The sequence below is a fragment of the Mycobacterium sp. genome, assembly GCF_035570115.1.
Classification (GTDB): domain Bacteria; phylum Actinomycetota; class Actinomycetes; order Mycobacteriales; family Mycobacteriaceae; genus Mycobacterium.
Map to the genome: position 1 here is coordinate 1 of NZ_DATMLH010000316.1, position 26,471 is coordinate 26,471.

At 63.7% G+C, this 26,471-nt stretch carries 27 protein-coding genes; 21 read left to right on the forward strand and 6 right to left on the reverse strand.

The genetic code is table 11. The annotated features are described in order from the left end of the window. The 6 genes from VNW74_RS29515 to VNW74_RS29540 all read right to left on the reverse strand — a co-directional run. Positions 1-425, reverse strand: a 425-nt coding sequence (locus VNW74_RS29515) for a DUF5078 domain-containing protein (RefSeq protein ID WP_325683515.1), incomplete at its 3' end; no start/stop codon positions are given. A 57-nt stretch (positions 426-482) separates the two neighbouring features. Beyond that, a complete protein-coding gene (locus VNW74_RS29520) occupies positions 483-833 on the reverse strand; it encodes a DUF732 domain-containing protein (protein WP_325683517.1) in 351 nt (116 codons plus the stop codon). Further along, positions 830-3,745 carry an MMPL family transporter gene (locus VNW74_RS29525; protein ID WP_325683519.1) on the reverse strand — a complete coding sequence of 972 codons (2,916 nt, stop codon included), beginning with the start codon at positions 3,743-3,745 and terminating at the stop codon, positions 830-832. Before VNW74_RS29525 ends, VNW74_RS29520 begins: the two co-directional genes overlap by 4 nt. Beyond that, positions 3,742-4,182, reverse strand: coding sequence for an MmpS family transport accessory protein (locus VNW74_RS29530; RefSeq protein ID WP_325683521.1), 441 nt, complete (start codon positions 4,180-4,182; stop codon positions 3,742-3,744). The genes VNW74_RS29525 and VNW74_RS29530 overlap by 4 nt, the downstream gene beginning before the upstream one ends. 215 nt (positions 4,183-4,397) lie before the next feature. After that, a complete protein-coding gene (locus tag VNW74_RS29535; protein WP_325683523.1) occupies positions 4,398-4,685 on the reverse strand; it encodes a hypothetical protein in 288 nt (95 codons plus the stop codon). Then, entirely contained in the window at positions 4,682-5,365 is a 684-nt protein-coding gene (locus VNW74_RS29540; protein WP_325683525.1) for an NADPH-dependent F420 reductase, read from the reverse strand. The genes VNW74_RS29535 and VNW74_RS29540 overlap by 4 nt, the downstream gene beginning before the upstream one ends. Positions 5,366-5,515: 150 nt before the next feature. Between VNW74_RS29540 and VNW74_RS29545 the strand changes: the two genes are divergently transcribed. The 21 genes from VNW74_RS29545 to VNW74_RS29645 all read left to right on the forward strand — a co-directional run bounded on the left by VNW74_RS29545 (position 5,516) and on the right by VNW74_RS29645 (position 26,440). After that, complete coding sequence (locus VNW74_RS29545) at positions 5,516-6,151, forward strand: TetR/AcrR family transcriptional regulator (RefSeq protein ID WP_325683527.1); 636 nt, start codon at positions 5,516-5,518, stop codon at positions 6,149-6,151. Between the two features lie 263 nt (positions 6,152-6,414). Further along, on the forward strand, positions 6,415-7,647 hold the full coding sequence (locus tag VNW74_RS29550; RefSeq protein ID WP_325683658.1) for a cytochrome P450: 1,233 nt from the start codon (positions 6,415-6,417) through the stop codon (positions 7,645-7,647). Between the two features lie 139 nt (positions 7,648-7,786). Continuing rightward, positions 7,787-8,113, forward strand: coding sequence for a 2Fe-2S iron-sulfur cluster-binding protein (locus VNW74_RS29555; RefSeq protein ID WP_325683529.1), 327 nt, complete (start codon positions 7,787-7,789; stop codon positions 8,111-8,113). 332 nt (positions 8,114-8,445) lie between these two features. After that, the gene (locus VNW74_RS29560; protein ID WP_325683531.1) at positions 8,446-8,739 is read left to right on the forward strand and encodes a Dabb family protein; all 294 of its coding nucleotides are present in this window, start codon (positions 8,446-8,448) and stop codon (positions 8,737-8,739) included. 12 nt (positions 8,740-8,751) lie between these two features. Then, positions 8,752-9,909 (forward strand): serine hydrolase domain-containing protein, encoded by a 1,158-nt coding sequence (locus VNW74_RS29565; protein WP_325683533.1) that lies wholly within the window; start codon positions 8,752-8,754, stop codon positions 9,907-9,909. A 54-nt stretch (positions 9,910-9,963) separates the two neighbouring features. Then, positions 9,964-11,187, forward strand: a complete 1,224-nt coding sequence (locus VNW74_RS29570; RefSeq protein WP_325683535.1) for a cytochrome P450 — start codon at positions 9,964-9,966, stop codon at positions 11,185-11,187. A 72-nt stretch (positions 11,188-11,259) separates the two neighbouring features. After that, on the forward strand, positions 11,260-12,093 hold the full coding sequence (locus VNW74_RS29575) for an SDR family NAD(P)-dependent oxidoreductase (RefSeq protein WP_325683537.1): 834 nt from the start codon (positions 11,260-11,262) through the stop codon (positions 12,091-12,093). A 79-nt stretch (positions 12,094-12,172) separates the two neighbouring features. Beyond that, positions 12,173-12,937 (forward strand): glucose 1-dehydrogenase, encoded by a 765-nt coding sequence (locus VNW74_RS29580; protein ID WP_325683539.1) that lies wholly within the window; start codon positions 12,173-12,175, stop codon positions 12,935-12,937. Between the two features lie 61 nt (positions 12,938-12,998). Next, positions 12,999-14,234 carry a cytochrome P450 gene (locus VNW74_RS29585; protein WP_325683541.1) on the forward strand — a complete coding sequence of 412 codons (1,236 nt, stop codon included), beginning with the start codon at positions 12,999-13,001 and terminating at the stop codon, positions 14,232-14,234. Positions 14,235-14,281: 47 nt separating this feature from the next. Continuing rightward, positions 14,282-14,698, forward strand: coding sequence for a limonene-1,2-epoxide hydrolase family protein (locus tag VNW74_RS29590; protein WP_325683543.1), 417 nt, complete (start codon positions 14,282-14,284; stop codon positions 14,696-14,698). A 90-nt stretch (positions 14,699-14,788) separates the two neighbouring features. Next, a complete protein-coding gene (locus tag VNW74_RS29595; RefSeq protein ID WP_325683545.1) occupies positions 14,789-15,340 on the forward strand; it encodes an isochorismatase family protein in 552 nt (183 codons plus the stop codon). 31 nt (positions 15,341-15,371) lie between these two features. After that, positions 15,372-16,973 carry a thiamine pyrophosphate-binding protein gene (locus tag VNW74_RS29600; RefSeq protein ID WP_325683547.1) on the forward strand — a complete coding sequence of 534 codons (1,602 nt, stop codon included), beginning with the start codon at positions 15,372-15,374 and terminating at the stop codon, positions 16,971-16,973. A 19-nt stretch (positions 16,974-16,992) separates the two neighbouring features. After that, the gene (locus VNW74_RS29605; protein WP_325683549.1) at positions 16,993-17,808 is read left to right on the forward strand and encodes an HpcH/HpaI aldolase family protein; all 816 of its coding nucleotides are present in this window, start codon (positions 16,993-16,995) and stop codon (positions 17,806-17,808) included. A gap of 12 nt (positions 17,809-17,820) precedes the next feature. Further along, the gene (locus tag VNW74_RS29610; protein ID WP_325683551.1) at positions 17,821-18,648 is read left to right on the forward strand and encodes a hypothetical protein; all 828 of its coding nucleotides are present in this window, start codon (positions 17,821-17,823) and stop codon (positions 18,646-18,648) included. A 63-nt stretch (positions 18,649-18,711) separates the two neighbouring features. Further along, complete coding sequence (locus VNW74_RS29615) at positions 18,712-21,165, forward strand: AMP-binding protein (protein WP_325683553.1); 2,454 nt, start codon at positions 18,712-18,714, stop codon at positions 21,163-21,165. A gap of 117 nt (positions 21,166-21,282) precedes the next feature. Next, positions 21,283-21,609: a 2Fe-2S iron-sulfur cluster-binding protein gene (locus VNW74_RS29620; protein WP_325683555.1), complete on the forward strand. Its 327-nt coding sequence runs from the start codon at positions 21,283-21,285 to the stop codon at positions 21,607-21,609. Further along, entirely contained in the window at positions 21,606-22,811 is a 1,206-nt protein-coding gene (locus VNW74_RS29625; protein WP_325683557.1) for an NAD(P)/FAD-dependent oxidoreductase, read from the forward strand. The genes VNW74_RS29620 and VNW74_RS29625 overlap by 4 nt, the downstream gene beginning before the upstream one ends. A gap of 68 nt (positions 22,812-22,879) precedes the next feature. Continuing rightward, a complete protein-coding gene (locus tag VNW74_RS29630; RefSeq protein ID WP_325683559.1) occupies positions 22,880-24,043 on the forward strand; it encodes a thiolase family protein in 1,164 nt (387 codons plus the stop codon). Positions 24,044-24,051: 8 nt separating this feature from the next. Beyond that, positions 24,052-24,456 carry a Zn-ribbon domain-containing OB-fold protein gene (locus VNW74_RS29635; RefSeq protein WP_325683561.1) on the forward strand — a complete coding sequence of 135 codons (405 nt, stop codon included), beginning with the start codon at positions 24,052-24,054 and terminating at the stop codon, positions 24,454-24,456. Beyond that, a complete protein-coding gene (locus VNW74_RS29640) occupies positions 24,456-25,619 on the forward strand; it encodes an acyl-CoA dehydrogenase family protein (RefSeq protein ID WP_325683563.1) in 1,164 nt (387 codons plus the stop codon). The genes VNW74_RS29635 and VNW74_RS29640 overlap by 1 nt, the downstream gene beginning before the upstream one ends. Next, positions 25,616-26,440 carry an enoyl-CoA hydratase/isomerase family protein gene (locus VNW74_RS29645; RefSeq protein WP_325683565.1) on the forward strand — a complete coding sequence of 275 codons (825 nt, stop codon included), beginning with the start codon at positions 25,616-25,618 and terminating at the stop codon, positions 26,438-26,440. The genes VNW74_RS29640 and VNW74_RS29645 overlap by 4 nt, the downstream gene beginning before the upstream one ends. Positions 26,441-26,471 lie beyond the last annotated feature (31 nt).

A 26,471-nucleotide genomic window follows, 5' to 3' on the forward strand; every position in this document is an offset into this window, starting at 1 on the left:
CAGTGGTCGGTTTCCTTTGCGGCGACGCCCTTGTTGTTGAAGAAGATCTTCGCCCAATTGGGCCATGCCGCCGTCATGGGATCGGCAAAGTTGGTGACCATTTGTTCGGAGTAGGTTCGCCGGTCTGCAGGGTTGAGTGAATAGAAGTGGTGCGCACTGTCGATGGCGGCCTGTTGAACCTGGGGTGACTTGTTGTGCTTGTCTATCATGTAGCGCTCGTAATAGATTGGCGCGAAATCGCGTGCGGCGGCGAGGATCTGCTCGGTGGTGCACGTCGTGACGATCATCCGGCGGGGGATCGGGTAATCGTCGGTGGAGTCGGCCATCGCGGTGGCGGGCAACGCCGTCGTCGCGACCGTGGCGGTAAGCGCGGCGATCCCGGCTCGCAGAACCGAACGTGCTCGTGGTCGCCTCGGTCGGTGCATGGCTATCTCCTCTCTGGTCGATGCGGCAGGTTGGTGTCGCGCCCTTGGGCTACAACATCATTGGTGGCGTGCGGCCGCCGCGGTCAGGATCGGTACCTGGTCGGGGCAGTAGGTGCTGATTGCGGCGGCGAGGAATTGGTAGCTTTGGGCGATGGTCGTACGGCGCGGCAGGTTGACCAACGCGAAGTGGGCGGACTTGTCCGCGGTGGTGTCTAGGCCGTTGTGTAGTCGTTCACAGGTGATCTTGCCCAGCCACGCGTTGTAGTCAAGGGGGCCGTAGATGCCTTGCCCGTGAAGCTGATTGGCGAAATCGGTATCCGGGTCGGCGTGCGTCGGGGCGGCTAGGGCGACTAGGGCGACTAGGGCCGCCCCGACCATTACCAGCACTGAGAGCCTCGTTGATCTCATTGCGGTCCTTGGTGACTCGGCGCACCGACGAGGAGCGGCTGGGTCGCGGCGGTGTCGTCGGTCGGCTGCTGAATCCGGGGCAGGTTGCGGTCACCGCGGGGGTAGATGACTTGCGGCCACCAGAACCAGCGGCCCAGCAGGGTGGCGATTGAGGGCATCAGTAGGGTGCGCACGATCAGGGTGTCGAGCAGCAGTCCGATGGCGATGGTGGAACCCATCTGCGCGATGATCCGCAGACTGCTGCCGAGCATGGAGGCCATGGTGACGGCGAACACCAGGCCGGCAGCGGTCACCACGCCACCGGTGCCGGCCATGGCCCGGATATATCCGGTCTTCAGTCCGGCGTGGATCTCTTCTTTGAACCGGGAGACCAAAAGCAGGTTGTAGTCAGCCCCGACAGCTAACAGGATGATGACCGACATCAACATCACCAGCCACTCGATTTTCATGCCGAAAATGTCCTGCCAGATGAGCACCGAAAGCCCGAAAGATGCCGCGATGGAACTGGCGGCGGTGCCGACGATGACGGCCGCAGCGACCAGGGCTCGGGTGAGGATCAGCATGATCAGAAAGATCAGCGTGAGCGAGGACACCACCACGATCATGAGGTCATATTTGGCGCCGTCGGCCATGTCGGCGTAGGTGGCGGCCGTCCCACCGAGATAGATTTTGGCGTCCGACAGGGAGGACATTTTCAGTCCGTCCTGCGCGGCGGTTCTCTCCGCGCCGACACGCGCGATTCCCTGCGGGGTCATCGGATCATCCTGGTGGGTGATGAAGGCGCGAGCGGACTTGCCGTCGGGTGAGAGGAACATTTTCAAGCCCCGCTGGAACTCCGGGTTTTGGAACGCTTCGGGTGGCAGATAGAAGAGGTCACCGTCCTTGGCGGTGTCGAAACTCTGCCCCATGACGATCGCGGTGTTATTGAGCGCCGCATTTTGGTTCTGTATTGCCGTCATGGTGCTTAACGTCGACAGTATCAATCCCCTGGTGTTCCTCGTGGTTTCGATAATCGGGGGCAGCAGTGCGACCGTCTGCGGCAGAAGGGAATCCAGTTTTTGGGTGTCTTGGTTGACGTTGTGCACCTTGTCGGTGAGCTCATCTATGCCGTCCAAGGCGTCGAATAACGACCTCAGCGACCAGCAAACTGGAATGTCGAAGCAGTGCTTGTCCCAGTAGAAGTAGGACCTGATCGGACGATAGAAATCATCGAAATCCGCAATGTGATCGCGCAATTCGTCGGTGATACCCGTCAGGTCGTTCGTGTTTTGAGCCAGGTCGTGAGTGGTCGCGACGACCTGCTGCAGAACGCCGTACAGCCGCTCGGTGTTCTGTGCGAGGAACTCCAAATCGTCGGCCGTCTTCCGCAGATTAGCGAGGCTAGTTTGCTGAAACGGATATTGCTGCATGGTGCTCTGGCCCCCCATGCTGTTCTGGAACGGTATCGAACTGTGCTGAATCGGAATCCCCAGCGGCCGGGTGATGTCCTGGACCATGGCGATACCGTGGGTGTTGAGGACGTTTCTGACCACCCTGTCCAGAACCAGCATGTCGGCCGGATTACGCATGTCGTGGTCGGCCTCGACCATCAAGATGTCCGGATTCATCCGGGCCTGTGTGAAATGCCGGTCGGCGGCAGCGTATCCGAGATTGGCCGGGGAACTGGCGGGTTGGTAGTAGCGATCGTTGTAGCTCGTGACATAGCCGGGCAGCATGACCATGCCGATCAGCACGACGATGGCACTGGCGACCAGGATCGGGGCGGGCCACCGGACCACCGCGGTACCCACCCGGCGCCACAGCTGGCCGCGCGCCGCACGCTTGGCTTCGAACCATCCGAAGCGGCTGCCGACGAAAAGAACCGCCGGCCCCAGCGTGATCGCGGCCGCCACCAAAACGAGCATTCCGATCGCCACGGGTGCACCCATCGTGGAAAAGTAGGGCAGCCGCGCAAAGCTCAGACAGAACGTCGCCCCGGCAATTGTCAAGCCGGAACCCATGATCACCGGAGTAACCGATCGAAAGGTGGTGTAGTACGCGGTTTCGCGATCCTCGCCGGCCCCACGCGCCTCTCGATAGCGGCCGAAGATAAATATCCCATAGTCTGTCGCCGCCGCGATCGCCAGCATGGTCAGGATGTTCGATACGAACGTGGTCAGCCCGAAGATGTTGTTGTTGCCCAGAACCGCGACCACACCCTGGGACGACATCAACCCGATCGCGGTCAGGAAAAGCTGGATCAGGGTGGTGACGATGGAGCGGTAGACCAGTAGCAACATGATCGTGATCGCCACCAGAGTAAACAGAGTGATCTTCTTCAGGCTGGCGTTGCCGATGACGTGCTGATCAAAGGCGAGCGCAGCCGGGCCGGTGACATAGCCCTTGACCCCGGGCGGGGCAGGCGTTGCTGCCACGGCATTGCGGACAGCCTCGACGGATTTGTTGGCTTGTGTCGTCCCTTGGTTGCCGGCGAGATTGATCATCACGTAGGCGGCCTTGGCGTCCGCGCTCTGAGCCCCGGCCGCCGTCAGCGGATCCCCCCAGAAGTCCTGAATGTGCTCAATGTGCTGGGGATCCCGCCGTAGCTTGGCAATGATGCTGTCGTAGTAACGGTGCGCATCCGGGCCGAGCCGCTGCTGGCCCTCGAGCACGACCATCACCGTGCTGTTGGAATTGAATTCCTTGAAGTTATGGCCCATCCGCCTCATCGCGATCATCGACGGCGCATCCTCCGGGGCCATCGGCGACGAATGCGCCTCCCCGACCACGGCCAATGAGGGCGCGATCGTATTCACTACGACGGTGATGGCGACCCAGAACAGAATGATCGGCACCGCCAACACGCGGATGGTGTGCGGGATGAACGGCCGACTGGCCTGCGGCATGGCGTGTTTGGTGCTCGAGTCGGTCATGCGGACTTCACCAGGCAAAAGGTCTGCGCGTGCACACCATCGGTGCTTTTCTGGTCGCGCACCACCCCGTCCACGGTGACACGACAGCCGATCTGATCGCCGTCACCGCGCACCATGATGTTAGCGCTGACCGCGGGCAGGGTCGTTGATATCGTGGTCGACCACGGCAGAACCGCATTGACTTCGTGGGTGTTGGCGTCCGCGTCGAAGTAGTCGATCATGGCGGTGGTCCCTGGCGGCCCGAACACGTCATAGACCACAATCTTTGGGTTGAACTGCACTATCTCGATACCGGCGCCGGCAGCAGCATTGAGGTCCTGGGAGCCAAAGACTTTGTGCAGCCGCACAACAATCAATCCCGAGACAGCCAACACCACCACGATCACCAGCGGTATCCATGTGCGTGCGGCAACGCCTGTGACTGGAATGGCCTTCACCTAAATACCTTTCGTTCAGTAACACGCCGTCGCCGGCACCACTTGTTAGCTGTCACCAGCACCGCGAAGCTCCGGCAGCCGCCCTGCCCGCCGGGCTGTAGACCTCACGGAACATGCCTTCGGATGCCGTGCATGGTGTCGGAGTCGAGACGGTTTCGGCCCCAACGTGATCCGCGCGCGAGCTTGGAAGGCGCGCGGAGGGGCGTGGCGCGCCCTCACAGCCCGTCCATCGCCCGAGACATCCGCGCCGCCTCGAAATAGGCAAGCTGACGACGCGGGCGGTGCGGCCGTGGCTGTGTCAGTGCGATGAGGATGCGGCCAAGTCCGCCCATCAGGGCTGTGCCCAGCCACCGGCGGCGGGTCGACGCGACTGGCCTGGCCGCTGCCGTGCTAAATGCGACTTGGTTCTCGGTGATGAGGACCGGTACGTGCTTTCGTAGCGTGCAGGCAGCTGTCACCGGAACCGACTCGGTGTCTGAAGTTGCCAGAGGCGCGGGTGTCACGTGCGACATGGGAGTTCGCTTGTGAATGGCCCTTTATCGAGGGTCGTCCGCATACCATGTGGGCTGAACAGTCCCAAGAGGCCGGGGAATAGCACTCCGCCGGGATCAATGGGCGCCGAGTGGGCCAGCGTGCCGACTCGGATCGGCGCGAACCCGGTTTGGGTGATGATTTCGGCGGTGATCCAGGCGGTATCGTTGTCGTCGGCCGCGTACCCGATACCCCATCGACCAGGTTCCCGGCGACCTCGCAGCCACAGCGTTTCGGCGAGCTGGTGTGAGAAGGCCCGTGCCACCGATGATTTCGGGAATAACTCAGCGGTCACCGTGCCGGAGGTCTTGCCTCCGAGATCCTTGAGGGTCATCACACCGTCGTCGTGCCAGCGGAACGGGTTCGAAGGATCAATGATGACCGCGCCGGCCAACCGGTCGCGATAAACCTCGGCGAACGGCGCCACGGCGGCGTTCGGGATCGCGAGAATCGCCACTTCCGCCCCGGCGATTGCTGCCTCAATCGTGTGGACCGGATAGTCGATGTCTTCCCGCTGATAGTCGGGTGGAGTGAAGGCGTCAGGGCGTCGCGTTCCAATGGTGACCTTGTTTCCGGCCAGGATCAGGTGACCGGCCAACGCCGACCCGATCGGCCCGGCGCCGACGACAGCGATCCGGTGCTGCAGTCTCATTGGCATCTCCGCGTTCCTGACTGACGAAAAACGAAAAGTGTCAGCGGTCAGTATGGATCTATCAATCGCGATGTGTCAAGCAGTGCCGCAGCGAAAGACAGGCCGCATTGATGTCAATAAACGATTGACGTATGTAGTAATATGACCCGTGTGCCTCGCCTACCGACCAATCAGCCAGCCGCCCCTACGAGCACAGACGACGCACGCGAGCGCATCCTGGCCGCCGCCGAACGCTGCATTGATCGCCATGGGATCCGCAAGACCACGATGGACGACGTCGCGTGTGAGGTTGGATTGTCGCGGCCCAGCGTCTACCGCTATTTCGCCGACCGCGACGATCTGCTCATCGAGCTGATCAACCGGCACGCGCGGGGATTGATCGCCCGGGCACACAAATCGACCTCCCGGCAGAGCAGCCTTCGGGATCAGATCGTCGAGACTGTGCTCTACACCGCCGAACACAGCCGCCGCGACCCCCTGACGCGGCACATCATCGACCCGGATGGCACGAGCCTCGGCAAACGAATGGTCGCTTCGGGCACGAGGGAGATGATGCGAGCCGAGATGTGGGATCCCGTTCTCGACGCGGCCGTGGCGAACAATGAACTGCCACCTGGGCTGGCGCGGTCGGACATCCATTTGTGGCTGGGCGACGTCACGGTGATTGTGATGCGCGGCCTCGAGGACGGTGAGGGCGACGTCAGGCGCTACCGGTCCATACTTCGTCGCTTCGTTGCGCCCGCTTTCGTCAGCTCATCCGGCGACATCGCCACCACGATCAAGTAGCCCGCCGCGAAGGGGTGCGGCAGCGCTGCCCAAGCCGGCACGCGTCGCAGTCGCAGGTCGCCCTACTAGACGGAAATCCGGTCCTTCACCGACGGCGACAGAGTGGCCCGTGGGACACTTGCCCGCCACCAGGACACAGGATACTGTATACAGAATAAGGTGACGGGGCGCACAAAACGGGAACGGCTGGCCCACCCGGCTTTGGGCTCGTCTGAACACGACAGGCGCCGCGCCGCCCAACATGGAGGTGACCATCAGTGACGATGCTGACAGATAGCACGATCGAGATTCCCGACTTCACCGATCCTGCCACCTACGTCGCGGGCGTGCCGCACGCGGCTTTCGACGAGCTACGCTCGCGACCCGGTCTGTACTGGCAGAAGGCGGATGAGGGCACCTTTAACGGCGGATTCTGGGTTGTCACACGGTTCAACGAGATCATCGAGATCGAGCAGCAGCCGGCGGTGTTCAGCTCGGTGCCGGGGGCGTTTTTCCCGCTGGCCAACATGAGCGGCGACAGCCCGATGCGCAAGCACATCTTGTTCATGGATCCGCCCGAGCACAGCCGTGTGCGGCGGGTGGCGATGAAATCGTTCGGCCCGCGGGTGGTCGCTCACTTTGATGGGTGGATCCGCGAGATCGTCAACGAAACGCTTGACGACGTGCTACGCCGCGACAGCTTTGACTGGATCGCCGATGTGGCCCGGCTGATTCCCTCGCGGGTGATCGCGGCGGTGATGGGGGTGCCTCGCGAACTACGCGGCCAGGTGGTGGAGTGGTCGGACGCCATTTTCACCAGCACGGTGACCCAGGACGACGACGGCGCCGCCATGTCGCGCGCGTTCGACGAAGTCAACGTCTACATGGCCAAACTCGGTGAGGAAAAGCTGCGGGATCCCCAGGACGACACGGTGACTGTGTTGGCGCAGTGCCTGGACCGCGGCGAGATCGACGAGGCGGAGTACGCCATGTACACCACGGCGTTGCTGATCGCCGGCTACGAGACGACCCACACGCTTATCGGGCAGTCGATGCTGCTGATGTTGGAGGACGAAGACATTCAGCGCACCTGCGACGCGGTGTTCGACGCCGGCGAGTTCAACGCCGTTGTCGATGAATTCTTGCGCTATGTCACACCGGCGATGAATGTCACGCGCACGGCCACCGGCGACGTGGAGTTCCATGGTCAGACCATCCGTCGCAACGACACCATGCAATTGATGCTGATCGCGGGCAATCGTGACCCTGAGGTGTTTGCCGATCCGCACCGATTCGATCCGTTGCGGCCGCGGGCCAAGACACTGTCCGGCGACGGTGTGGCGTTCGGCAGTGGGTTGCACCGCTGCGTGGGCAATGTGCTGGCCAAGATGGACACCCGCATCTTGTTCGAGGAGCTCTACCGCAGGGGTGTGTCGTTAGAACTCGACGGCGAGCCCGAACGCGGCTGGAGCACGCTGATCAACCAACTACTTTCGCTGCCCGTCCGTGTCGGCTAACGGTGTGGTTGAGGGACTGCATGCTCGCCGTCGCGAGGCATGCTCGGCCCAGCGTGCCGACCCAAACGGTAGCGAAGTGGCACGCGACGACATGGGTGACCATTCAGAGCCACCGGCTATGACGCGGCAAGGAGTTACTGTGCCCCGGATCGTTTTCATCAAAGCTGACGGCGAACGCCACGAGGTCGTTGCCGGGGCCGGAGAGTCGGTGATGCAGGCCGCGGTTAACAACCTCGTCGACGGGGTCGTGGGCGAGTGTGGCGGCGACTTGTCGTGTGCGACATGCCATGTCTTCGTCGCCCCGGACTGGTTTGAGGCACTGCCCGAGGCCACCGCAGAGGAAGAAGACATGCTCGAAGCCACCTCCGAGGAACCCACGAAGTTCAGCCGTCTGTCGTGCCAAATCAAGTGTGCTGCCAAACTCGACGGGCTCGTCGTCCACGTTCCTGCCAGCCAACGGGTCTGACCCGGCGCCGACACCACCCCCCGCCGGGTCGGGCCCCCGGCGACGCCGTCGCCAGGGGCGCCACGACAAGCGATTTCGGGGCACGCGCATCGATGCGGCCCAGAATCCAGCCCAACCGGGTGGCTGGCCGCGAAGTCGGCCGCACCGCAACGGCGCGTTGTGGCGATGGACAGCTGCTCGGCGGCCAGACCGGGGGACCGACTTTACTCAGCGTTCTTGCCAACTCAACCGTAGACCGGATACTGTATACAGAATGTCGGATGTGTGGACATCCACGGCGAAGCAGGTCTGCTGAGCACGGCCACCGTGCACCGACCACAAATGAGGAGAACATGACATTTCGTCATGCAGTACTGATCAACTTCAATGCCAACGCCGACGAGTCATATCACGCCGAGCTCGCACAGAAGGTCAACGCCCTGCCGCAGGCCATTCCGGAGGTGCGTGCGGTGGCCTGCGGGGCCGACGCCGGCCTGACCTCTGGCAGCAGCGATTTCGCGATCATCGTCGATCTGGAGTCAGCCGATGATTATGCGAGCTACGAAAGCCATCCGGCGCACCTTGACCTTGTCGACCTTATCCGTCGAGGGGTCGCGAGCCGCACCGTCGTCGATTTCCAATTCTAGAGAGGAAAGTCGTTGTCAGCGACGGGTACTGAACCGATGAGCCGCGGTGGTTCGGCACTGCAGAAGGTGCTGCAGACCGCGATCGACCGCGGTGAACGCGGGGTGCAGGTCGCGGCCTACCTTGGCGATGAACTGATCATGGACGGCTGGATCGGCCAGGCTGATTCCCGCGGCACCGCGGTCACCGCGACCACGCTGTTTCCCATCTTTTCGGTGACCAAAGGTCTGACCGCCACCGCCATTCATCTGCAGGCCGAACGGGGATTGATCGACTACGACACCCCAGCGGCGGCTTATTGGCCGGAGTTCAAAGTCAACGGCAAACAGGACATCACGGTGCGCCAACTGCTGACTCATCAATCCGGTCTGCCTCAGATGCCGGCCGGTGTCACCGCCGAACGCCTACGTGACTGGGACTGGTGCGTGGAAAGCATTGCCGCGCTGGAACCGATACTGCCGGTGGGCGGCAGCGCCTACGCGTCGCTGAGCTACGGATGGCTGCTGGGCGAACTTGTCCGTCGCACCGATCCCGCGCACCGGGGTTTCGCCGAGTTCACCCGGGAAGACATTCTCGAACCGCTAGGCATCGACGACTTTTATGTTGGGATGAACGGTCGCCAGCATGAGCGTGTCGCTGAACTGGTGACCACCGGCACCTTGCGCACCGACCCGCCACCGTTACGCGCGCTGGCCATGCCACCCGCGGTCGAACCCGGGGTGTTGTGGAACAATCCGGTGCTCTACGACGCCGTCGTTCCCGGCGCCGGCGGTATTGCCAATGCGCGCTCTGTAGCAAGGCTTTTCGCGATGCTGGCGGGCAAGGGCAGCTTGGGCGGACACAGGATCCTCAGCAAAGAACGGGTGATGGCCTGCACCCAGCCGCGACCCAATCCTGATCAGCTCGACCCCGTGTTGGACCAGGTGCCCTGGATCGGTGTGGGCGGGTACTGGCTTGGCGGTGAGACCCCGCCGGCCGAACCGGTGATCGGCACCGGAGCGCACACGCTGGCCTCCAACGGCGCCGGCGGATCAATCGCCTGGGCGGATCTGGACACCGGACTGGCCGTGGCGATTTGCCACAACCGGATGTTTCGGATCAGCCCGCCGCTTCCGCCCGACGAGCATCCGTTTCACGAGATCGGCGAGTATGCGCGGTCGTTGGTCGGTTGACGCAGCGAAGACCACCGTCGGTCACATCGAAGGCGAATGAGGAGCAAGCGACACATGAGTGAGGCGATCCACTACCTGGGTGACACCGTCGACAAGTGCCCGTATGACTACTACGCCGAAGCCCGGGCACGCGACGCGGTCACCTGGGAGCAACCTACGCAGAACTGGATCGCGGCCTCCTACGGCGCGGTACGCGACGTGTTGACCGACGAGGACACCTTCGCCAGACCGTTGCCGACCGAGATCGTCCCCAGCGAGAAGTACAGCCGCATCGTGGCCTCACCGTTCAGCCTCGTCGGCGCGGAACGCCTGGCGCATCGCCGGTGGTGGTTGGAGATCTTCAACCCCCGCGAGATCGAACGCTATCGCAACGGCGTGGTGGCCGACGTGGTGGAAGCCACCATCGACGAGATCGCGCCGCGCGGGCGCGCCGAGCTGGTGCAGGAGTACGCCGAACGTGTCTCCGATCGCGTCATCGCCGGGGTGCTGGGCTTGCCTTGGCACGACGACGATTACATGACCGCGATACGCACCAACCTCAACAAGATCGAGCACTACAAAGGCATCGTCTACCTCAAACCCGAGGACGCGATACCGCATGCGGAGGTCGCCCTGGCCGCGACCTACGAAGTGGACGCGCTGTTGCGCCCCTACATGGACGAGCGTAAGAAGACCGCCGACGACAGCATCATCAGTCGAGTCTGGCGTGACGAGGCACTTGACGGGTGGACAGAGGATGCCCGCTACGGCCTCGTCCGCACGTTCTTCGCCGGCGGCAGCGACACCACCCGCACGTCGATGGTCAACGCGCTGCACCTGATGCTCACTACACCGGGAATGTTGCAGAAGGTCCGCCACGCTGACGCGCGCACCCTCGGAGCCTTCGTTGAAGAGGCGCTGCGCCTGGTCGGCACGGTGCATTTCCGCAACCGTATCTGCCAGCGCGACAGTGATCTCGACGGAGCGCAGGTGCACCGCGGGGACAAGGTCGCGGCGGTCATCGCGTCGGGAAACCGCGATGCCGCCAGATTCGACGACGCCGACGAGATCAACTTGGAACGCAAAAACCCGCGACAGCACTTGGCTTTCAGCGTCGGAATCGGCGCCTGCGCGGGCTCCCCTTTGGCCAGAGTCGAACTGCAAGAGGGTGTCTCGAGAATCGTCAATCGACTCGAGAATTTGCGGCTGGATCCCGATGCGCCCCGGCCCGGATTGGAGGGATCCATCTTCAAGCTCACCACCCCGGTCCATGTCCTGTTCACGCCGCAGCGGCAATGAGCCGCGGGACACGCGCCGGCCAGCGGCGGATGGCCGCGAATTCATCGCACCGAAACGAAGGAGAAGCAACTCATGGGCAGGCTTGACGGCAAGGTCGCAATCATCACCGGCGGCGCATCAGGACTGGGGGAGGCCACCGCGCGGCTGTTCGCGCAGGAGGGAGCCGCGGTCGCGCTGGGCGACATCCACGAGCAGCGCGGCGCCGAGGTCGTCAAGCGGATCGAGGGCGATGGCGGCAAGGCCGTATTCCAGGTCACCGATGTGCGTAACGCCGATCACGTGAAGTCGTTGGTGGACGCCGCGGAGGCCAGCTTCGGGCACGTGCACATCATGGTCGCCAATGCCGGAATCGGCGGTGCGGCTTCGCGCAAGCAACTCGAAGACGTCACTGAAGACGAGTTCGACGAGGTCATGCAGGTCAATGCGGCCGGCCTGTGGCGTTCCTTCAAGTACGCCGCACCGGCAATCCGCCGCGCCGGCGGTGGCGCGATGACCTCCAGCGCCTCGATCGCGGGCCTGAGCACCCTGGGTGGGGCCAAGCTGGGGGCCTACAGCGCCTCCAAGCAGGCAGCCGTCAGCCTCACCAAGCACTTCGCCGCCGAGCTCGCCGATGACAACATCCGGGTCAACTGCGTGTGTCCGGGCCGGATGCTGACCAACATCGACGAGTCCTACAAATATGACGAGCAAGAACTCGAGAAGGCGCGAAACACCCGCCGTACCGGCAAGATTGAGGGCGCGCGCCGGGTGATCTGCGACCCCATCGAGGTGGCCTATCTGCACCTGTTTTTGTGCTCGGATGAGGCATCGTTCGTCAACGGCCAGGCGATCATGGCAGACGGCGGAGGCGAGCTGTTCTTGAACCGGGCCGGAACCGTCACGCCACCGACCAAACAGCAGCGATGACCGCGGTGACCAACCTCGCGCAGGATCGCGGCGGCGACGGTTTTGCCCGGTCGGCCACGCCGGCGGGATTGAGTTGACGATGGCGGCATCGAGGGACAACTGCACGCGACTGGCGGACAAGATCGCAATCGTCAGCGGCGGGTCCCGTGGCATCGGACGAGCGATCGCCGAACGCTTCGCCGCCGAGGGTGCGCGTGTGATGATCGGTGATCTCGCGCGCCCAGAGACCGATGGCGCCGACCGGGAGCACGTGCACTTCGAGACGCTCGACGTCCGCGATCGGGCGTCCTGGAAAAACATTGTCGCGCAATGCCGCGAGGCGTTCGGCGCACCCAATGTACTGGTCAATAACGCCGGTGTGATGATCGCCAGTTCGATAGCGGACACCGACGGCAGCGACTACCGAACGAGCTTCGACGTCAATGTGCTCGGCGCGGTTTTCGGACTGCAGGCGGTGATCCCGGCTATGCGTGAACGCGGCGGTGGTTCGGTGATCATCGTATCCTCGACCGCATCCGTGGTCGGGGCTGCCGGGTTCGCCTCCTACGCGGCCAGTAAGGCCGCCAACATGTCGTTGGCCAAGTCCGCGGCCCTTGAACTGGGGCCCCTGGCGATCAGGGTCAATTCCCTGCACCCCGGGGGGGTCGAGACTCCCATGAGTCAGGGTCCCGCGTTCGATGGCTTCGACCAGGACGCCTTCTACGCTCGATTCCCGATCCCTCGGATTGCGCAGCCCGAAGAGATCGCCGGTGCCGCAGCCTTTCTGGCCTCCGACGACAGCGGCTTCGCCACCGGGTCGCAGTTCTTCATCGACGGCGGTCAACTCGCGGGGCCGGCCTTATGACCACGACGCGAGCACAGCACCGTCCATCGCCAACAGGCCAACACAGTGCCGGAGGAAGCACATGACGTCACAGGTCGAGCAGTTCATCCCGTTCGAAGACCCCAATTTCTACAACGATGACGCGTATCCGGTGTTCGCCCGTCTGCAGCGCGAACAGCCCGTCTACTACTACGAGCCGTTGGACATCTTCGTGCTCACCAAGATCGATGACATCCGCGAGGCTGCCCGCCAGGCTGGCATCTTCTCCTCGGGTCATGGGTTGTTCCTCAACGACCTGCGCATGCGGAAGGACAACGTCGCCGAGGAGTCGGTGTTCGACGGGTTCTTCCCAAGCGGCGCGGAGCATTTCGCGTTTGCCGACCCGCCTCGCCACAAAACACTGCGGGGCCTTATCACGCCGGCCTTCGCTGTCCGCAACATCAATGACATGAAGCCGCTCATCGAGCAGTACATCACCGAACTGATCGACAAGATCCAGCCCGGGGTCCCGATCGACTTCGTCGCCGAAATCGCCGACCGGCTACCCATCATGATCGCCACCCGCCTACTGGGAATTTCGGTGCAAGACATCGAAATGGTCAAGAATTGGAGCGATTCCCTCGAGGACATGAACTCCGTTGACACCATCGAGGAGATCGAAGCCGCCAAGGCCACCTTCGCCTCGATGAACGCGGTGTTCGAAGAGGAGTTCGCCCGCCAGCGCGTCGCTCCCGGCAACGGCCTGGTCGCTGACATGTTGCAGGCCAGCCTTGACGGGCACCCGGTGTCGGACGCCAATATCTTGGCCTACAGCACCACGGTGTTGGCGGCCGGCAGCGACACCACTAGGGCCTTGCTCACTGGCACCATGTTGGCGTTCGCCGACTTCCCGGACCAGTTGACGCGCCTCAAAGAGGACCGGTCGAGGATCAACCTGGGAATCGAGGAGGCGCTGCGCTGGGTGACCCCGGCCCGCTCGTTTGTGCGGACCGCGCTGCAGGACACGGAGATTCGCGGCATAAAGATCAAAGCCGGCCAACGGATCTTCCTGCTCTACGCGGCAGGCAACTTTGACGAGGAAGCCTTCGCGAATCCGCATACGTTCGACGTCGGTCGTGCAAACGCAACCCAGCATGTCGCGTTCGGGTTTGGACCCCACATGTGCATCGGGGCACAACTGGTTCGCATGGAAATGAGGATCTTCCTCAACCAGCTTCTCGACCGGTTCTCGCGCATCCGCAAGGTCAGTGAGCCGACCCCCGTCCTCCATGTGTTGCGGCACAGCTGGTTCAACGCGCCATTGGTCTTCGACGAGTAGCGACCCCACAAACTCACCGTGATTGCTGACAGAAAGGAACCCGCACCATGACCGATCAGCCACATGTCGAGAGCGTTCTAAAGTTCTTCGACGAATGGAACACCGACTTCCCGACGATGTGTGCGTCGTTTCGCACGTACTTCGCGGAGGACGGGATTTGGTGGAACACTCCGGTTTTCCCCCAGGTCCAGGGCTTCGAGGAGGCATACGAGCAGATCCTGCGGCCCTCCAACGAAAGTTCGTTGGCGATGGACCGTATCCACGTGGAGACGCTCAACATCGCGCAGGTCGGCAACCTCGTCTACAACGAACGGATCGACCACATCGTCCGCGCCGACGGCTCGGTCGCGCTGTCGATTCCGATTTGCGGTGTCATCGAATTCAACGCGGACGGCCGGATCCAGCATTTTCGTGACTACTGCGACACCACTACTCTCGTCGCTGCGATGACCGGTGAAGGATAACCAGACCCACTCAGTGCCCGTCCGGGTCCACTGACAGCATTGCCCAACTTCCCCAACGCCACTCGGGTAAACGCCCGGAAAGGAAATCTCATGGCACTGAGCACAATCGACAGCGACGCCGCCCTGATCGTGCTGGATCTGCAGGTCGCCACGGTCGGCATGCCGACCACGCCGCATGCAGCCGCCGACATCGTTGGCCGCTCCGCCGGGCTGGCCAAGGCGTTCCGCGACAAAGGCCTTCCGGTGGTGTGGGTGAACGTGGCCGGCGGCAGTTCGGGACGTACGGAGATCACCCCTCAGATGGGCGAGTTGCCGGACAACTGGACTGAGCTACCCGAGGAACTGGGCGTGGCCGCCTCCGACCAGACCTTCACCAAATTCGGGTGGGGCGCCTTCCACGACGAGCGGCTGGTTGCTCTGCTCAATAGGGTCGGGGCCGGTCAGGTCTTTTTGACCGGCGTGACCACCAGCCAGGCCGTGGAGTCCACGGCGCGCTCGGCCCATGAGCGCAACTACCACGTTGTGGTGGTCACCGACGCCATCGGCGACCTCGATGCTGAGGCCCATAGCCACAGCGTCGACCGGATTTTCCCGAAGATCGCGGAGTTGGCTACCACCGACGAAATTCTGGCACACTTGTGAGCCGGTCGCCCAGTTCGCGGGGTCGACGCTGATGCACGTCTATGAGGCGTTGGCTCAGGCGCTGTATGACAACGACATTCACGAGATGTTCGGTGTAGTCGGCGACGCCAACCTGTTCATCATCGACAGTTTCGTCAACACCTCGGGAGGACGTTACGTCGGGACGTCCTCGGAGGGGGGCGCGGTGATGGCGGCCTTCGGCTATGCCCAGGTGTCGGGCAAGCTCGGCGCGGCCACGGTGACCCACGGGCCGGGCTTGACGAACACGGTGACCGCGCTGGTCGAGGCGCAGCGCGGCGGTGTTCCTCTGCTGGTCTTGACCGGCGACACACCGAGGGCCCAGCGCGATCACATCCAGGATATCGACCAAGCTGCTGTCGCTGCGGCCGCCGGAGTCCGCTTCGAGCAGGTCCGCAGTGCGGCGAGCGCCGTTGCCGACCTCGCCGAAGCGGTGCGGATCGCGTGGATCCAGTCGGCCCCCGTTGTGCTCAACGTCCCGATCGACATCGAGTGGGACAGCGTCGATTACCGACCGATCGTGGGCACTCCAACGCCGGCGACGACGGTGGCGGCCGACCAGGAAGCTGTGGAAGAGGCCGTTGGTGTGATCGCCTCCTGCGACCGGCCGCTGGTACTGGCCGGGCGGGGAGCACGAAGCGCCGACGCCACGGCGGCTGTGTTACAGCTGGCCGAACGCATCGGTGCGCCGGTGGCCACCACGCTGCGCGGAAAAGATCTGTTCTGCGGGGTTGGGGGGAATATCGGAATTTTCGGCACCCTGGCCGATGACGCCGCGCTCGATGTCATCGGCCAAGCGGATTGCGTGATCGCGTTCGGCGCCGGGCTCAATCAGTGGACCACCGCGGAGGGTGCCTTGCTTGACGGCAAACGGATCGTGCACGTCGATGTCGACCGCACTCGTCTCAACCGCTTCACCCGCGTCACCGTCGCCGTGACAGCCGACGCCGCCAGCGCGGCACGAGAGTTTGTGCGGCTGTTGGACGAAGCAGAGATACCCGCCAGCACGTTCATCGATCGGGCGACCCAAAGAATCGCCGCGCGCACCGCCGATACCACCGACCGAGGCACCGACGACACCATCGACATCCACACCGCGTTACGTCTGGTCGACGACGCTGTGCCGGGTGACCGCGTTCTCGTCACCGACAACGGAAGGTTCATCAAACACGCGTTTGTCGCCCTGCACGTCGAGCACCCCTCCCGCTACGCGCATGCGGTCAATTTCGGGTCGATCGGGCTGGGTATGGCCACCGCGCTGGGTGCGTCCTACGCCGCCCCCGAGCACCCGGTGCTGTTGGCGTGCGGTGACGGTGGCTTCGCCGAGGGTGGCCTGTCCGAACTGGTGACCGCGGTCATGCAGGGACGCAACATCACCGTGCTGCTGCTCAACGACAGCGCCTATGGCGCGGAGTATGTGCATTTGGCCAACCGCGGCATGGACCCAGCGTGCACCACGTTCGACTGGCCCGACTTCGGGCCGATCGCCTCGGCGATCGGTGCGCAAGCCGCCACCGTTCGCAACAACACAGAACTCGAGGATGCCTTGGAAAAGCTGGATTTCGCTGCCGGGCCGATCTTGCTCGATGTACGTATCGATCCTCAGCGCGTGTAAGGGAAGGACGGAATGCGCGATGCGTGACAACCCATTGCTGAGACGGCTGCGCGACGGCATGGCCTCGGTGGCCAGCTTCATCACGATCCCCGATTCGTTCACCGCCGAAGTCATGGGCGCCGCCGGCGTGGACGTGCTGCTCATTGACACCGAGCACTCCGCGATGAGCGCGGCCCAACTGCAGACGGTCTTAACCGCGCTGTACACCACCGAGGCGGCCGTGATCGTGCGGGTGGCCGACAACGATCCCACCCTGATCGGTCAGGCCCTCGACCTCGGCGCTGAAGGAGTCCTGGTGCCCGGTGTGCGTTCGCCCGCGCAATGCAGGCTCGCGGTCAACTCATGCTTCTACCCTCCCAAAGGTATTCGAGGCTTCGGACCCCGCCGGGCCAGCCGGCTGTATGGCGACCGCGCCGACTATCTGGCGCGAGCCAATGAGGAGATCGCGGTCATCGCCATGATCGAACACGCGGAGGCTTTGGACGACCTTGACGCGATCCTCACCACGGAGAACTTGTCAGCGGTCTTTATCGGCACCGCGGACCTGGCGGTGTCGATGGGGTATTTGCACGATTTAGCCAATCCGGCGGTGCAGCAAGCGGTCATGGCCATCGCCGAGGCGTGCCGTGGGCATCAGGTTCCATTTGGCCTGTTCACCGCAAACGAGCAGGCCGCCGCGACGTGGATCACCCGCGGCGCTCAGATCGTCACCATGGGTTCGGATCTGGGCTACCTCGACGCCGGCGTCGCCAACACCCGTCAGGCGCGAGCCGCCCTGTTGAGCCGACCCGACGGTGCCGCACCGACGGTTTCATCTCACTCAGCTCGCCATTAGGAGGAAGACAACATGTTCGTTTTGGACACCGCCGCGATGGCTTGGGATCCGGTCAGGGCCAACACTCGCACTGGCAAGATCTCGCGTAAGTTCATCCGGGAAGCCGAACTGGCCCCCGGCGTGGGCTACACCTCCGATCTTGTCAAATATCACGGCGGCCACGGTGTGTTCACGGCGCCGCGGCACCGGCACAACTTCGACCAGATCCGGCTGACCTTGTCCGGTGAAACCGACTACGGCTATGAACAGATCGCCGGCCCGGGGGATGCGACGTTTTTTCCGGCCGGTGCCTACTACGGACCCGAACGGTTCGAAGCCGCGGAAATCTTTCTCCTGCAATGGAGTCCGGATTGGGTCACCCGCGAGCAGTCGGATGCTGCCTATGCCGAACTGGCCAAAACCGGAGAGTTCAAGGACGGGTTTTACGTCTATACCGGCGATGATGGTCAGGAGGTGCGCAAGGACGGTACCAATGCCGTGTGGGAGGCGGTCAACGGCAAACCTCTGATCATCCCCTCACCGAAGTATCAACAGCCGATTTTGATGCGGCCCGACGGATTCGAGTGGCAGCGCACGTCCGAGGACCTCAGCGTCAAAGATCTCGGGCATTTCACCGACGAGGACCTCAACATCGCCACCTACCGCTGGTCCGAGGGTGCGCTGATCCCGCTGTCGGCCGAACGCACTTACATCTTCTGGATCGGTTCGGGGGCAGTTTCTTTGGATGGGCGCCGGCTCGGCGAGAAAACGATCCTGTTCTCAGATTTCGGCGAAACCCACGAGCTGTGTGGTGCGCAAGCCGGCGAAGCGACGTGCATTGCACTGCCGGTGTCGACGTGATGTCGGCGGGCATCGATTAGCCGGCAACGACACGCCCGAACCGCACCGTCATCGGACCCGTTGATGTCCACGAACCGCTCAGACTTCGCAACGTGGGTGAACGACGCCATCCGCGCCGAGTTCGAAGAACGCGGCCATTGGACATCGGAGACGTGGCTGGACCTATTTTTGGCCAGTGCCGAGGGGCAGCCATCGGCACTGTGCGTGGCTGACGAGCAGGCAGCCCTGACCCGCGCGCAGATACTGGGAGCGGCCCGACGCCTGGCCGACTACATGGCGCGCCGCGGCATCGACACCGGCGATGTCGTAACGGTGGCAGTACCGAACTGGTGGGAGTTCGTGGTCATTCACACCGCTGTCGGTCTGCTTGGGGCAGTGCTGAATCCGGTGCTACCGCGCCTGGGCGTCCCCGACTATCGCCACATCTTGCAGACGAGCCAGAGCCGCATGGTGTTCGCCGCCCAGTCACATTATCGGGAGTCACCTGTCGAGCTGTGCCGGGCGGCAGCCGACGGTGTCGCCTCGGTACTCGACGTCATCGCCGTGCGCGCGCCCCAAACTAATTACAGCGCAGCATCTTTCGAGCAGATCCTGTCGGTGCCCGTCGATGAAGAGGCCGTGTTCCCCGGCATCCGCGATGCTCGCGACTGGGATACCGTCACGTTCACGTCGGGGACCGAGTCGGCGCCCAAGGGTGTCATCCACACCCACCAAAGCACGATGTTCGGTTTGCGTGCCTATATCGGATCGGTGCTGAGTTTGACGGTATCGGATTGTGTGTTTATGCCCTCTCCGGTATGTCATGCATCGGGCCTTCAGTGGGGACTACGCGCGGCGCTGGTTTCGGGTGCACCGCTGATCCTGCAGGACCGCTGGGACCCGCAGATCGCGCTGAGCCTGATCGACAAACACCACTGCACCTACACACTGGCGGCGACACCGTTCATCGTGGACCTGATCGCCGCGCGCGAAACCGAAGCCGGCCAAGGGGAATCGCTGCGCTACATCTGCTCGGGCGGGGCTCCCATTCCACGACATCTGGTTGGCGATGTGCGCCGCGCGTTCGGGGCACAACTGTTGTCGGTGTTCGGTGCCAGCGAGACCTATGTCGCCACCTGCACGCGACCGCAGGACAGCGACGAGCAACTGGCCACCGACGGGATCGCGCTGGACGGCGTGCAGATCGCCATCGTCGATCAGGATGGCACCGAGGTCGCGGCGGGAGTCGAAGGCGAGATCACCAGCCGCGGCCCCAACACGTTCCTGGGCTATCTGGGAGATCCGGCGCTCACCCAGCGGGCATTCCGGGGTTCCTGGTACCGGTTCGGCGATCTGGCGACCATGGACCGCGACGGGCGAACACGGGTGACCGGCCGCGTCAAGGACATCGTCATCCGCGGCGGCGAGAACATCAGCGCTCGTGAAATCGAAGACCTGCTGACCGACCATCCCGGCATCGCGTCCGTCGCCGTCGTTGGCTACCCCGACGAGCGGCTCGGCGAGCGATGCTGCGCGGTGGTGGTGCCGACGATCGCCGCCGCCGCGCCCACGCTGGAGGATTTGTGTTCCTTCCTACGCCAACGCGGAGCGGCGAAATTCAAGCTTCCCGAACGGCTCCACCTCGTCGAGGCGCTTCCCCTGACCGCGACCGGCAAGGTCAAAAAAACAGAGCTTCGAGCCCTGCTGGCCAACGGGCGTCATATCATCGGCGCGCCCGGCGAGCCGCCCCCCGAGCGCGGATATGGTATACAAGAACAGGAACCCAAAGAGCCTAAGCAGGCACCGAAACGGCGTTCCGCGGCTCGCAACAGGAGGACTTCGGTGAGCCCTAATGCTGCCCTCGATGCCTTGTCGTCGACCCCGCTGCAGCGAGATCCGCTGGGGAATCAAATCGCCGAAACGCTTCGGCGCGAGATCCTGCTGGGCGTGCTGTCGCCGGGAACACAGGTTTCACAGCAACAGTTGTGCGAACGGTTCGGAACCAGCCGCATGCCCGTACGCGACGCACTGCGCGAGCTGGTGCAAGAGGGCCTGATGACGCTGGACAGCGCCCGCCACATCGTGGTCGCGCCGCTGAGCAAACAAGACCTTCTGGACGCCTTCACCATCGAGGCTGTCCTGACCGGAATGGCCGCAGAGCGCGCATCCCAGCGGGCGTCAGCGGCCGATTTGGACTCGCTGGAGCGGCTTCACGAGGCGATGCTCGACGCCGCGGCGGGCAATCAGCAAAGCGCCATGGTGGAACTCAACTGGAGCTTTCACCGCACGATCAACCACCTGTCGGGTTCGCGGAAACTCATTCTGGCGCTTCGCAAGGTCTCGGTTGACTTGCCCCGCGACTTCCTCGAACAGGTTCCCGAGTGGAACGTCACTTCCAACGCCGATCATGAGCGGATCCTGGGCGCCATGCGTGCCGGAAAACACAAGGCTGCCGGGAAGTACATGAGCGAGCACGTGACAGTGTCGGGACGTGGCCTGGTGGAGCACCTGACCGCGCACGGCGTTCAATTCGACTAACCCGGGCGCCGGCATCTTTGTTGGCGCGGTTGCAGGCTAACTCAAGATGGTATACCGTATACAGTAATCCTGGGTGATGTGATCCCATGCCGTCAATGACGATGAGAGGCGACCGGCATGCCGAAGGTGACCTACGTTCAACCTGATGGTGCGCGTGAAACATTTGACATCGCGGCCGGTAAATCGTTGATGCTCGGAGCTCAATCACATGGTGTGGCAGGCATTCTCGGCGAATGTGGTGGGCAGGCCATGTGTGCAACCTGTCACGTCTACGTCGACGCCAAGGACCTCGACCTCCTCCCGCCGATGTCCGACGACGAGGACGCCATGCTGGAGGACACCGCTTCAGAACGACAGCCGACCAGTCGGCTGTCATGCCAGCTGGAAGCCAGCGACGAGCTGGACGGGATCGTCGTCCACCTGCCGGAAGAGCAGGCGTTGTGAGCGTGCGCCGGGTCGCGATCGTCGGCGCGGGGCACGCCGGCTTCACGGTGTGCGCCACGCTGCGCACGCTGGGATGGGACGGCGAGCTGACGCTGATCGACTCCGACCAGACGTTGCCCTACCAACGTCCGCCGCTCAGCAAAAAGGTCCTGGCCGGCGCGGAAACCCTTGAGGACGCCTACTTTCGGCCGCGTGCCTTCTACGACGATCACGGCATCGGCTTGGTTCTGGGCCATCGCGTGGTGGGCATCGACCGGGCGCAGCGCGCGGTGCAACTCGATGGCCGCCCGCCGGTGAGCTATGACCACTTGGTGCTGGCAACCGGTGCGCGTCCGCGGGCATTGCGGCTTGAGGCGTTGTCGGGCCTGGGCCCGGAATCGGTTTGTTACCTGCACACCGCCGATCAGGGCATCGGTCTGCGCGAGCGTATCGCCGCGGGCACACGGGTGGTGATCATCGGCGGCGGATTTATCGGGTTGGAGGTCGCCTCGATGGCCGCACGCGCTGGAAAGGACGTCGTCGTTTTTGAGGTCGCCGAGCGTCTGATGGGACGCGCCGTGTCGGCACCGATCGCCGAGTACTTCCATGATCTTCACACCGGCGCCGGCGTCCAAGTGCGGCTGTCGAGCACGGTGTGCTCGGTGCAACGGGTGGTGGATCGGCTCGAGTTGCACGACGGGCACTCGAGTGTGGCCGCCGATGTGGTGGTGGCCGGTGTGGGTGTGGTGCCCAACGACGAGCTGGCCGCCGAAGCCGGCCTGGCGACCAACAACGGGGTCGTGGTGGACGCGCAGCTGCGCACGACGGACCCGCACATCTCGGCGATCGGTGACTGCGCCCGGTTCCCGCACGCCGCGGGCGAGCAGACGGGGATTCGGCTGGAATCGGTGCAGAACGCCAGCGACCACGGGCGCCACGTCGCGGCGTTGCTCGCCGGCGAACCGGTGCCGCCGTATGACGTCGTTCCATGGTTTTGGACCGAACAGCACGGCCGCAAGCTCCAAATGGCCGGTCTGACAGCCGGTTACGACCGCACCGAGATCGTGCACACCGAGCCCGATAAGTTCTCGGTGTACTGCTATGCGGGCACCCGGCTGTTGGGATGCGAATCGGTCAACTCACCCAAGGACCACGCCCGAGCCCGCAAGCAGCTGGCCGCCGCCCGCGGCAGCGGCGGTGGATCGCAACCTGTGACGGTGTGACGTCCATGCACGCAGGCATTCCCACGTGCCGGTAGACCGTATACAGTATCCGTAAAGGGAGGCGATCGATGACCACTTACCTCGCCGGCGTGGGAATGACACCATTCGGCAAGTTCCGCCACTCCACCCTGGCAAGCCTAGGAAGCCGCGCCGGGCGCGAGGCGCTGGCCGATGCCGGAGTTGATCCGCGCGCCATCGAGATGATCGCGTGCGGGTCGGCACGCAGCGGGATGCTGCACGCCCGCGAAAGCGGGGTTGGGCAGCTGATCGGTTGGGATCTGGGCATCGAAGGCGTGGCCGTCTACAACGAGAAGGCGTTTTGCGCCTCCGGCGCAGTGGCATTCAATATCGCGCACATGGCAGTGGCCTCGGGCACCCATGACGTCGCTCTGGTCGTCGGGGTGGAGAAGATGTCGTCGCGAGAGGGCGCCGGGCGCCCCCTGACCTCCGACGGGATGGCGCTGGAAGGCGAACAGGGCTTTACTCCGCCCGCCTACTATGCGATGGCCGCGCGCCGGCACATGGAGACCTACGGCACGACGCGGGAGCAGATCGCCTCGGTTGCGGTAAAGAATCGCGCAGCGGCACAACACAATCCGAAGGCCCAGTACCGCGACCCCATAACCGTCGATGACGTGTTGGGGTCCAAAGGAGTGGTGTGGCCGCTGCATCTATTGGACTGCTGCCCGACCGGCGACGGTGCCGCGGCGGCGGTCTTGGTCAACGAGGCCGGCGCCGAAAAGCTGGGCCTGGAGCCGACTGTGCGGGTGGCCGCATCGGTGATCGGCAGCGGCTACTACCAAAAGCAGGACCGCGATATGACGTCATTCTCGCTGGACAAGTTTACCTCGGCACGTGCCTACCAGCTCGCCGAACTCGGACCCTCGGACATCGATGTGGCAGAGGTGCATGACTCGTTTTCGGTCGCCGAGATCATCCACTATGAGGACTTGGGATTCTGTGAACCGGGCAGTGGGGGCAAGCTGGTCGAAGCAGGCGAAACGGCGTTGGGCGGGCGTATTCCGGTCAACACGGGCGGAGGTCTGCTCAACCGGGGCCACCCGCTGGGTGCGACTGGCGTCGCACAGATCGTCGAGCTGTGCGATCAGCTCACCGGCCGCGCGGGAGCGCGTCAGGTCGCCGACGCCCGAACCGCGTTGGCGCACATCTCCGGTGGTTTCCACGAGGGGGACTTCGCCACGTCGGGCGTCACGATCCTGGCAGTGCGGTAGAGCCACGGATGACCGAGCTGGGAGAGCTGTCACTGGGCGCTTCGCTGCTGCTGCGCGGCCCCGATTCGCAATACCAGTTGCGTGCCAGCATTTGCCCGCGTTGCGGGGATGTCAGGGTGCCGCAACGGCAGTGGTGCCCGAATGACTCCACGCCCTGTGACCAGGTTGGGCTGTCCGGCGCCGGGACGATCTATGAGGCGGTCAACGTCCTGATACCGCCTCAGGGATTTGATGCCCCCTTTTGGGCTGGATATATCGACCTCGACGAAGGGGCGCGCTTTTTCGCTCAAATCGCCTGTGCCGAAGGTGAAAACCCGCCGCGGCACGGGGATCGGGTCCAGATGAAGGTGGAGTGGATCGGAACCGGCCAGCGTCGAGTGTTGGCGCCGGTATTTGCACGGGTGGCGACCTGATGCAGCAATCAGACCTCAGCGACGACCTGCGCGACCTTGCTTCTTTGACCCGCGATATCGCCGAGCACAAGATCTCTCCGCTGATCGAGGAGACCGAGGAGCGCGCGACGTTTAGCCCCGAGATCCAGCAGATCTTGGCCGACGCGGGATTTTTCGGGCTGGTGGTGCCGGAGGATTACGGCGGCATCGAAAGCGACATCGGGTATCAGTGCATCGTTTTGGAAGAGCTTGCCCGCGTCTATCCGAGTGCGTGTACATATCTGACCGCACACTGGCTGGCCACCAAGCTCATCGCCCTGCACGCCACCGGTGACGGCGAAGCTCAGTGGGTTCGTCCGCTGTTGCAGGCCGCGGCGGCCGGTCAGATGCTGGGCGCCATCGCGGTCACCGAACCCGACCACGGCTCAGATCTGGGCAGCATCACCACGAAAGCCCGAAGAGATGGTGAGAGCTGGATCATCAACGGCACCAAGCGATTCATCACCAACGGGGGCTTCGCCGATTTCTACACGGTGCTGGCACGTACCGGGGGACCCGGTCCGCGTGGACTGTCGCTGCTCACGGTCGAAGCCGACCGCCCCGGAGTCGCCGCGGCGCGCTGGGAGAAGAAGATGGGCCTGCACGGGTCGGCGACCGCGGAAATGCAGTTCGACGATGTGCGAGTGCCTGCCGACCACCTCGTCGGAGACTCGGAGCGCGGATTCAGCTACCTGATGCGCGGATTCGATGAGGGGCGACTCGGCGTTGCCGCGATGTCTCTGGGTATTTCGCAGGGTGCGCTCGACGCCGCGACCCGCTACGCCGGCGAACGCAAACAATTCGGCAAGGAGATCGCCGCCTACCAAGGGGTGCAGTTCCTCATCGCCGACATGGCGATAGGGGTATACACCTCGCGGGCAATGGTTTACGACGCGGTACGTGCCTTTACCGAGCAGCATCCCGACGCGTCACGGTTGGCGGCGATCGCGAAGACCTATGCGTCCGATGTCGCGATGAACGTGTCCTCGGCGGGCGTACAGGTCCATGGCGGCGCCGGCTACGTCCGTGACTTCCCGGTCGAGATGCTCATGCGTGACGCCAAGATCAATCAGATCTACGAGGGCACCAATCAGATTCTGCGCATGGTCATCGCGCGGACCTATTTCGGGGAATTGGCCCGATGACGCAAGATCTGGTGTGGCTGCCGCTGGCCGAAGACGTCGCGAACAGCTGTGAGGGGCGGGTCCTGCTCGAGATCACGTCGTCGGTGGCCACCGTCACGATCAACCGCCCGGACAAGCTCAACGCGATCGATTCGGCTGTGCTGAACGGCATTCGCACCGCTCTGGCCGGCATCGAGGACAATCCGCTGGTTCGCGCGCTGATTCTGCGCGGTGCCGGACGCGCTTTTTCAGCCGGCGGTGATCTCGGCGAGGTGTCGGCACTGGTCGGCGACAAAACGCGATTCAGCGAGTTTCTCGACCACTGGCACGAGTCGCTGCTCATGCTGCAGGACAGCCCGGTGCCCTCCATCGCCGCGGTGCACGGGTTCGCCTACGCGGGCGGCCTTGAACTGACCCAGGCATGTGACTTCGTGGTGCTGGGACGTGGCGCGCTGCTCGGCGATCAGCACGCGAACTTCGGGCTCTTCCCCGCCGGCGGTTCCACCCAGCGACTGCCGCGACTGGTGGCACCGCGGGTGGCCAAGTGGCTGCTGATGACCGGGGAGGCCATCGACGCTGGCACCGCGCTGGCGTTGGGCCTGGCCAACCGTGTCGTCGACGACGACGCCATCTTCGAAGAAGCCCAACGCATGGCAGAGACGTTGGGCCGCAAGAGCCGCGCGGGGAACGCGGCGATCAAAGCCGCGGTGCACGTGGGTGCCGGCCGGCCGCTGACTGATGCGATCGCTGCCGAGCGCCACCTGGCCGTCGATCACATGGCCTCCCAGGACGCCAGGACCGGTTTCGAGGCGTTCCGGTCGCGCACCACCCCTGTTTTCTAAGTTGACCCGCCTGAGCTCATAGGAGAGAACA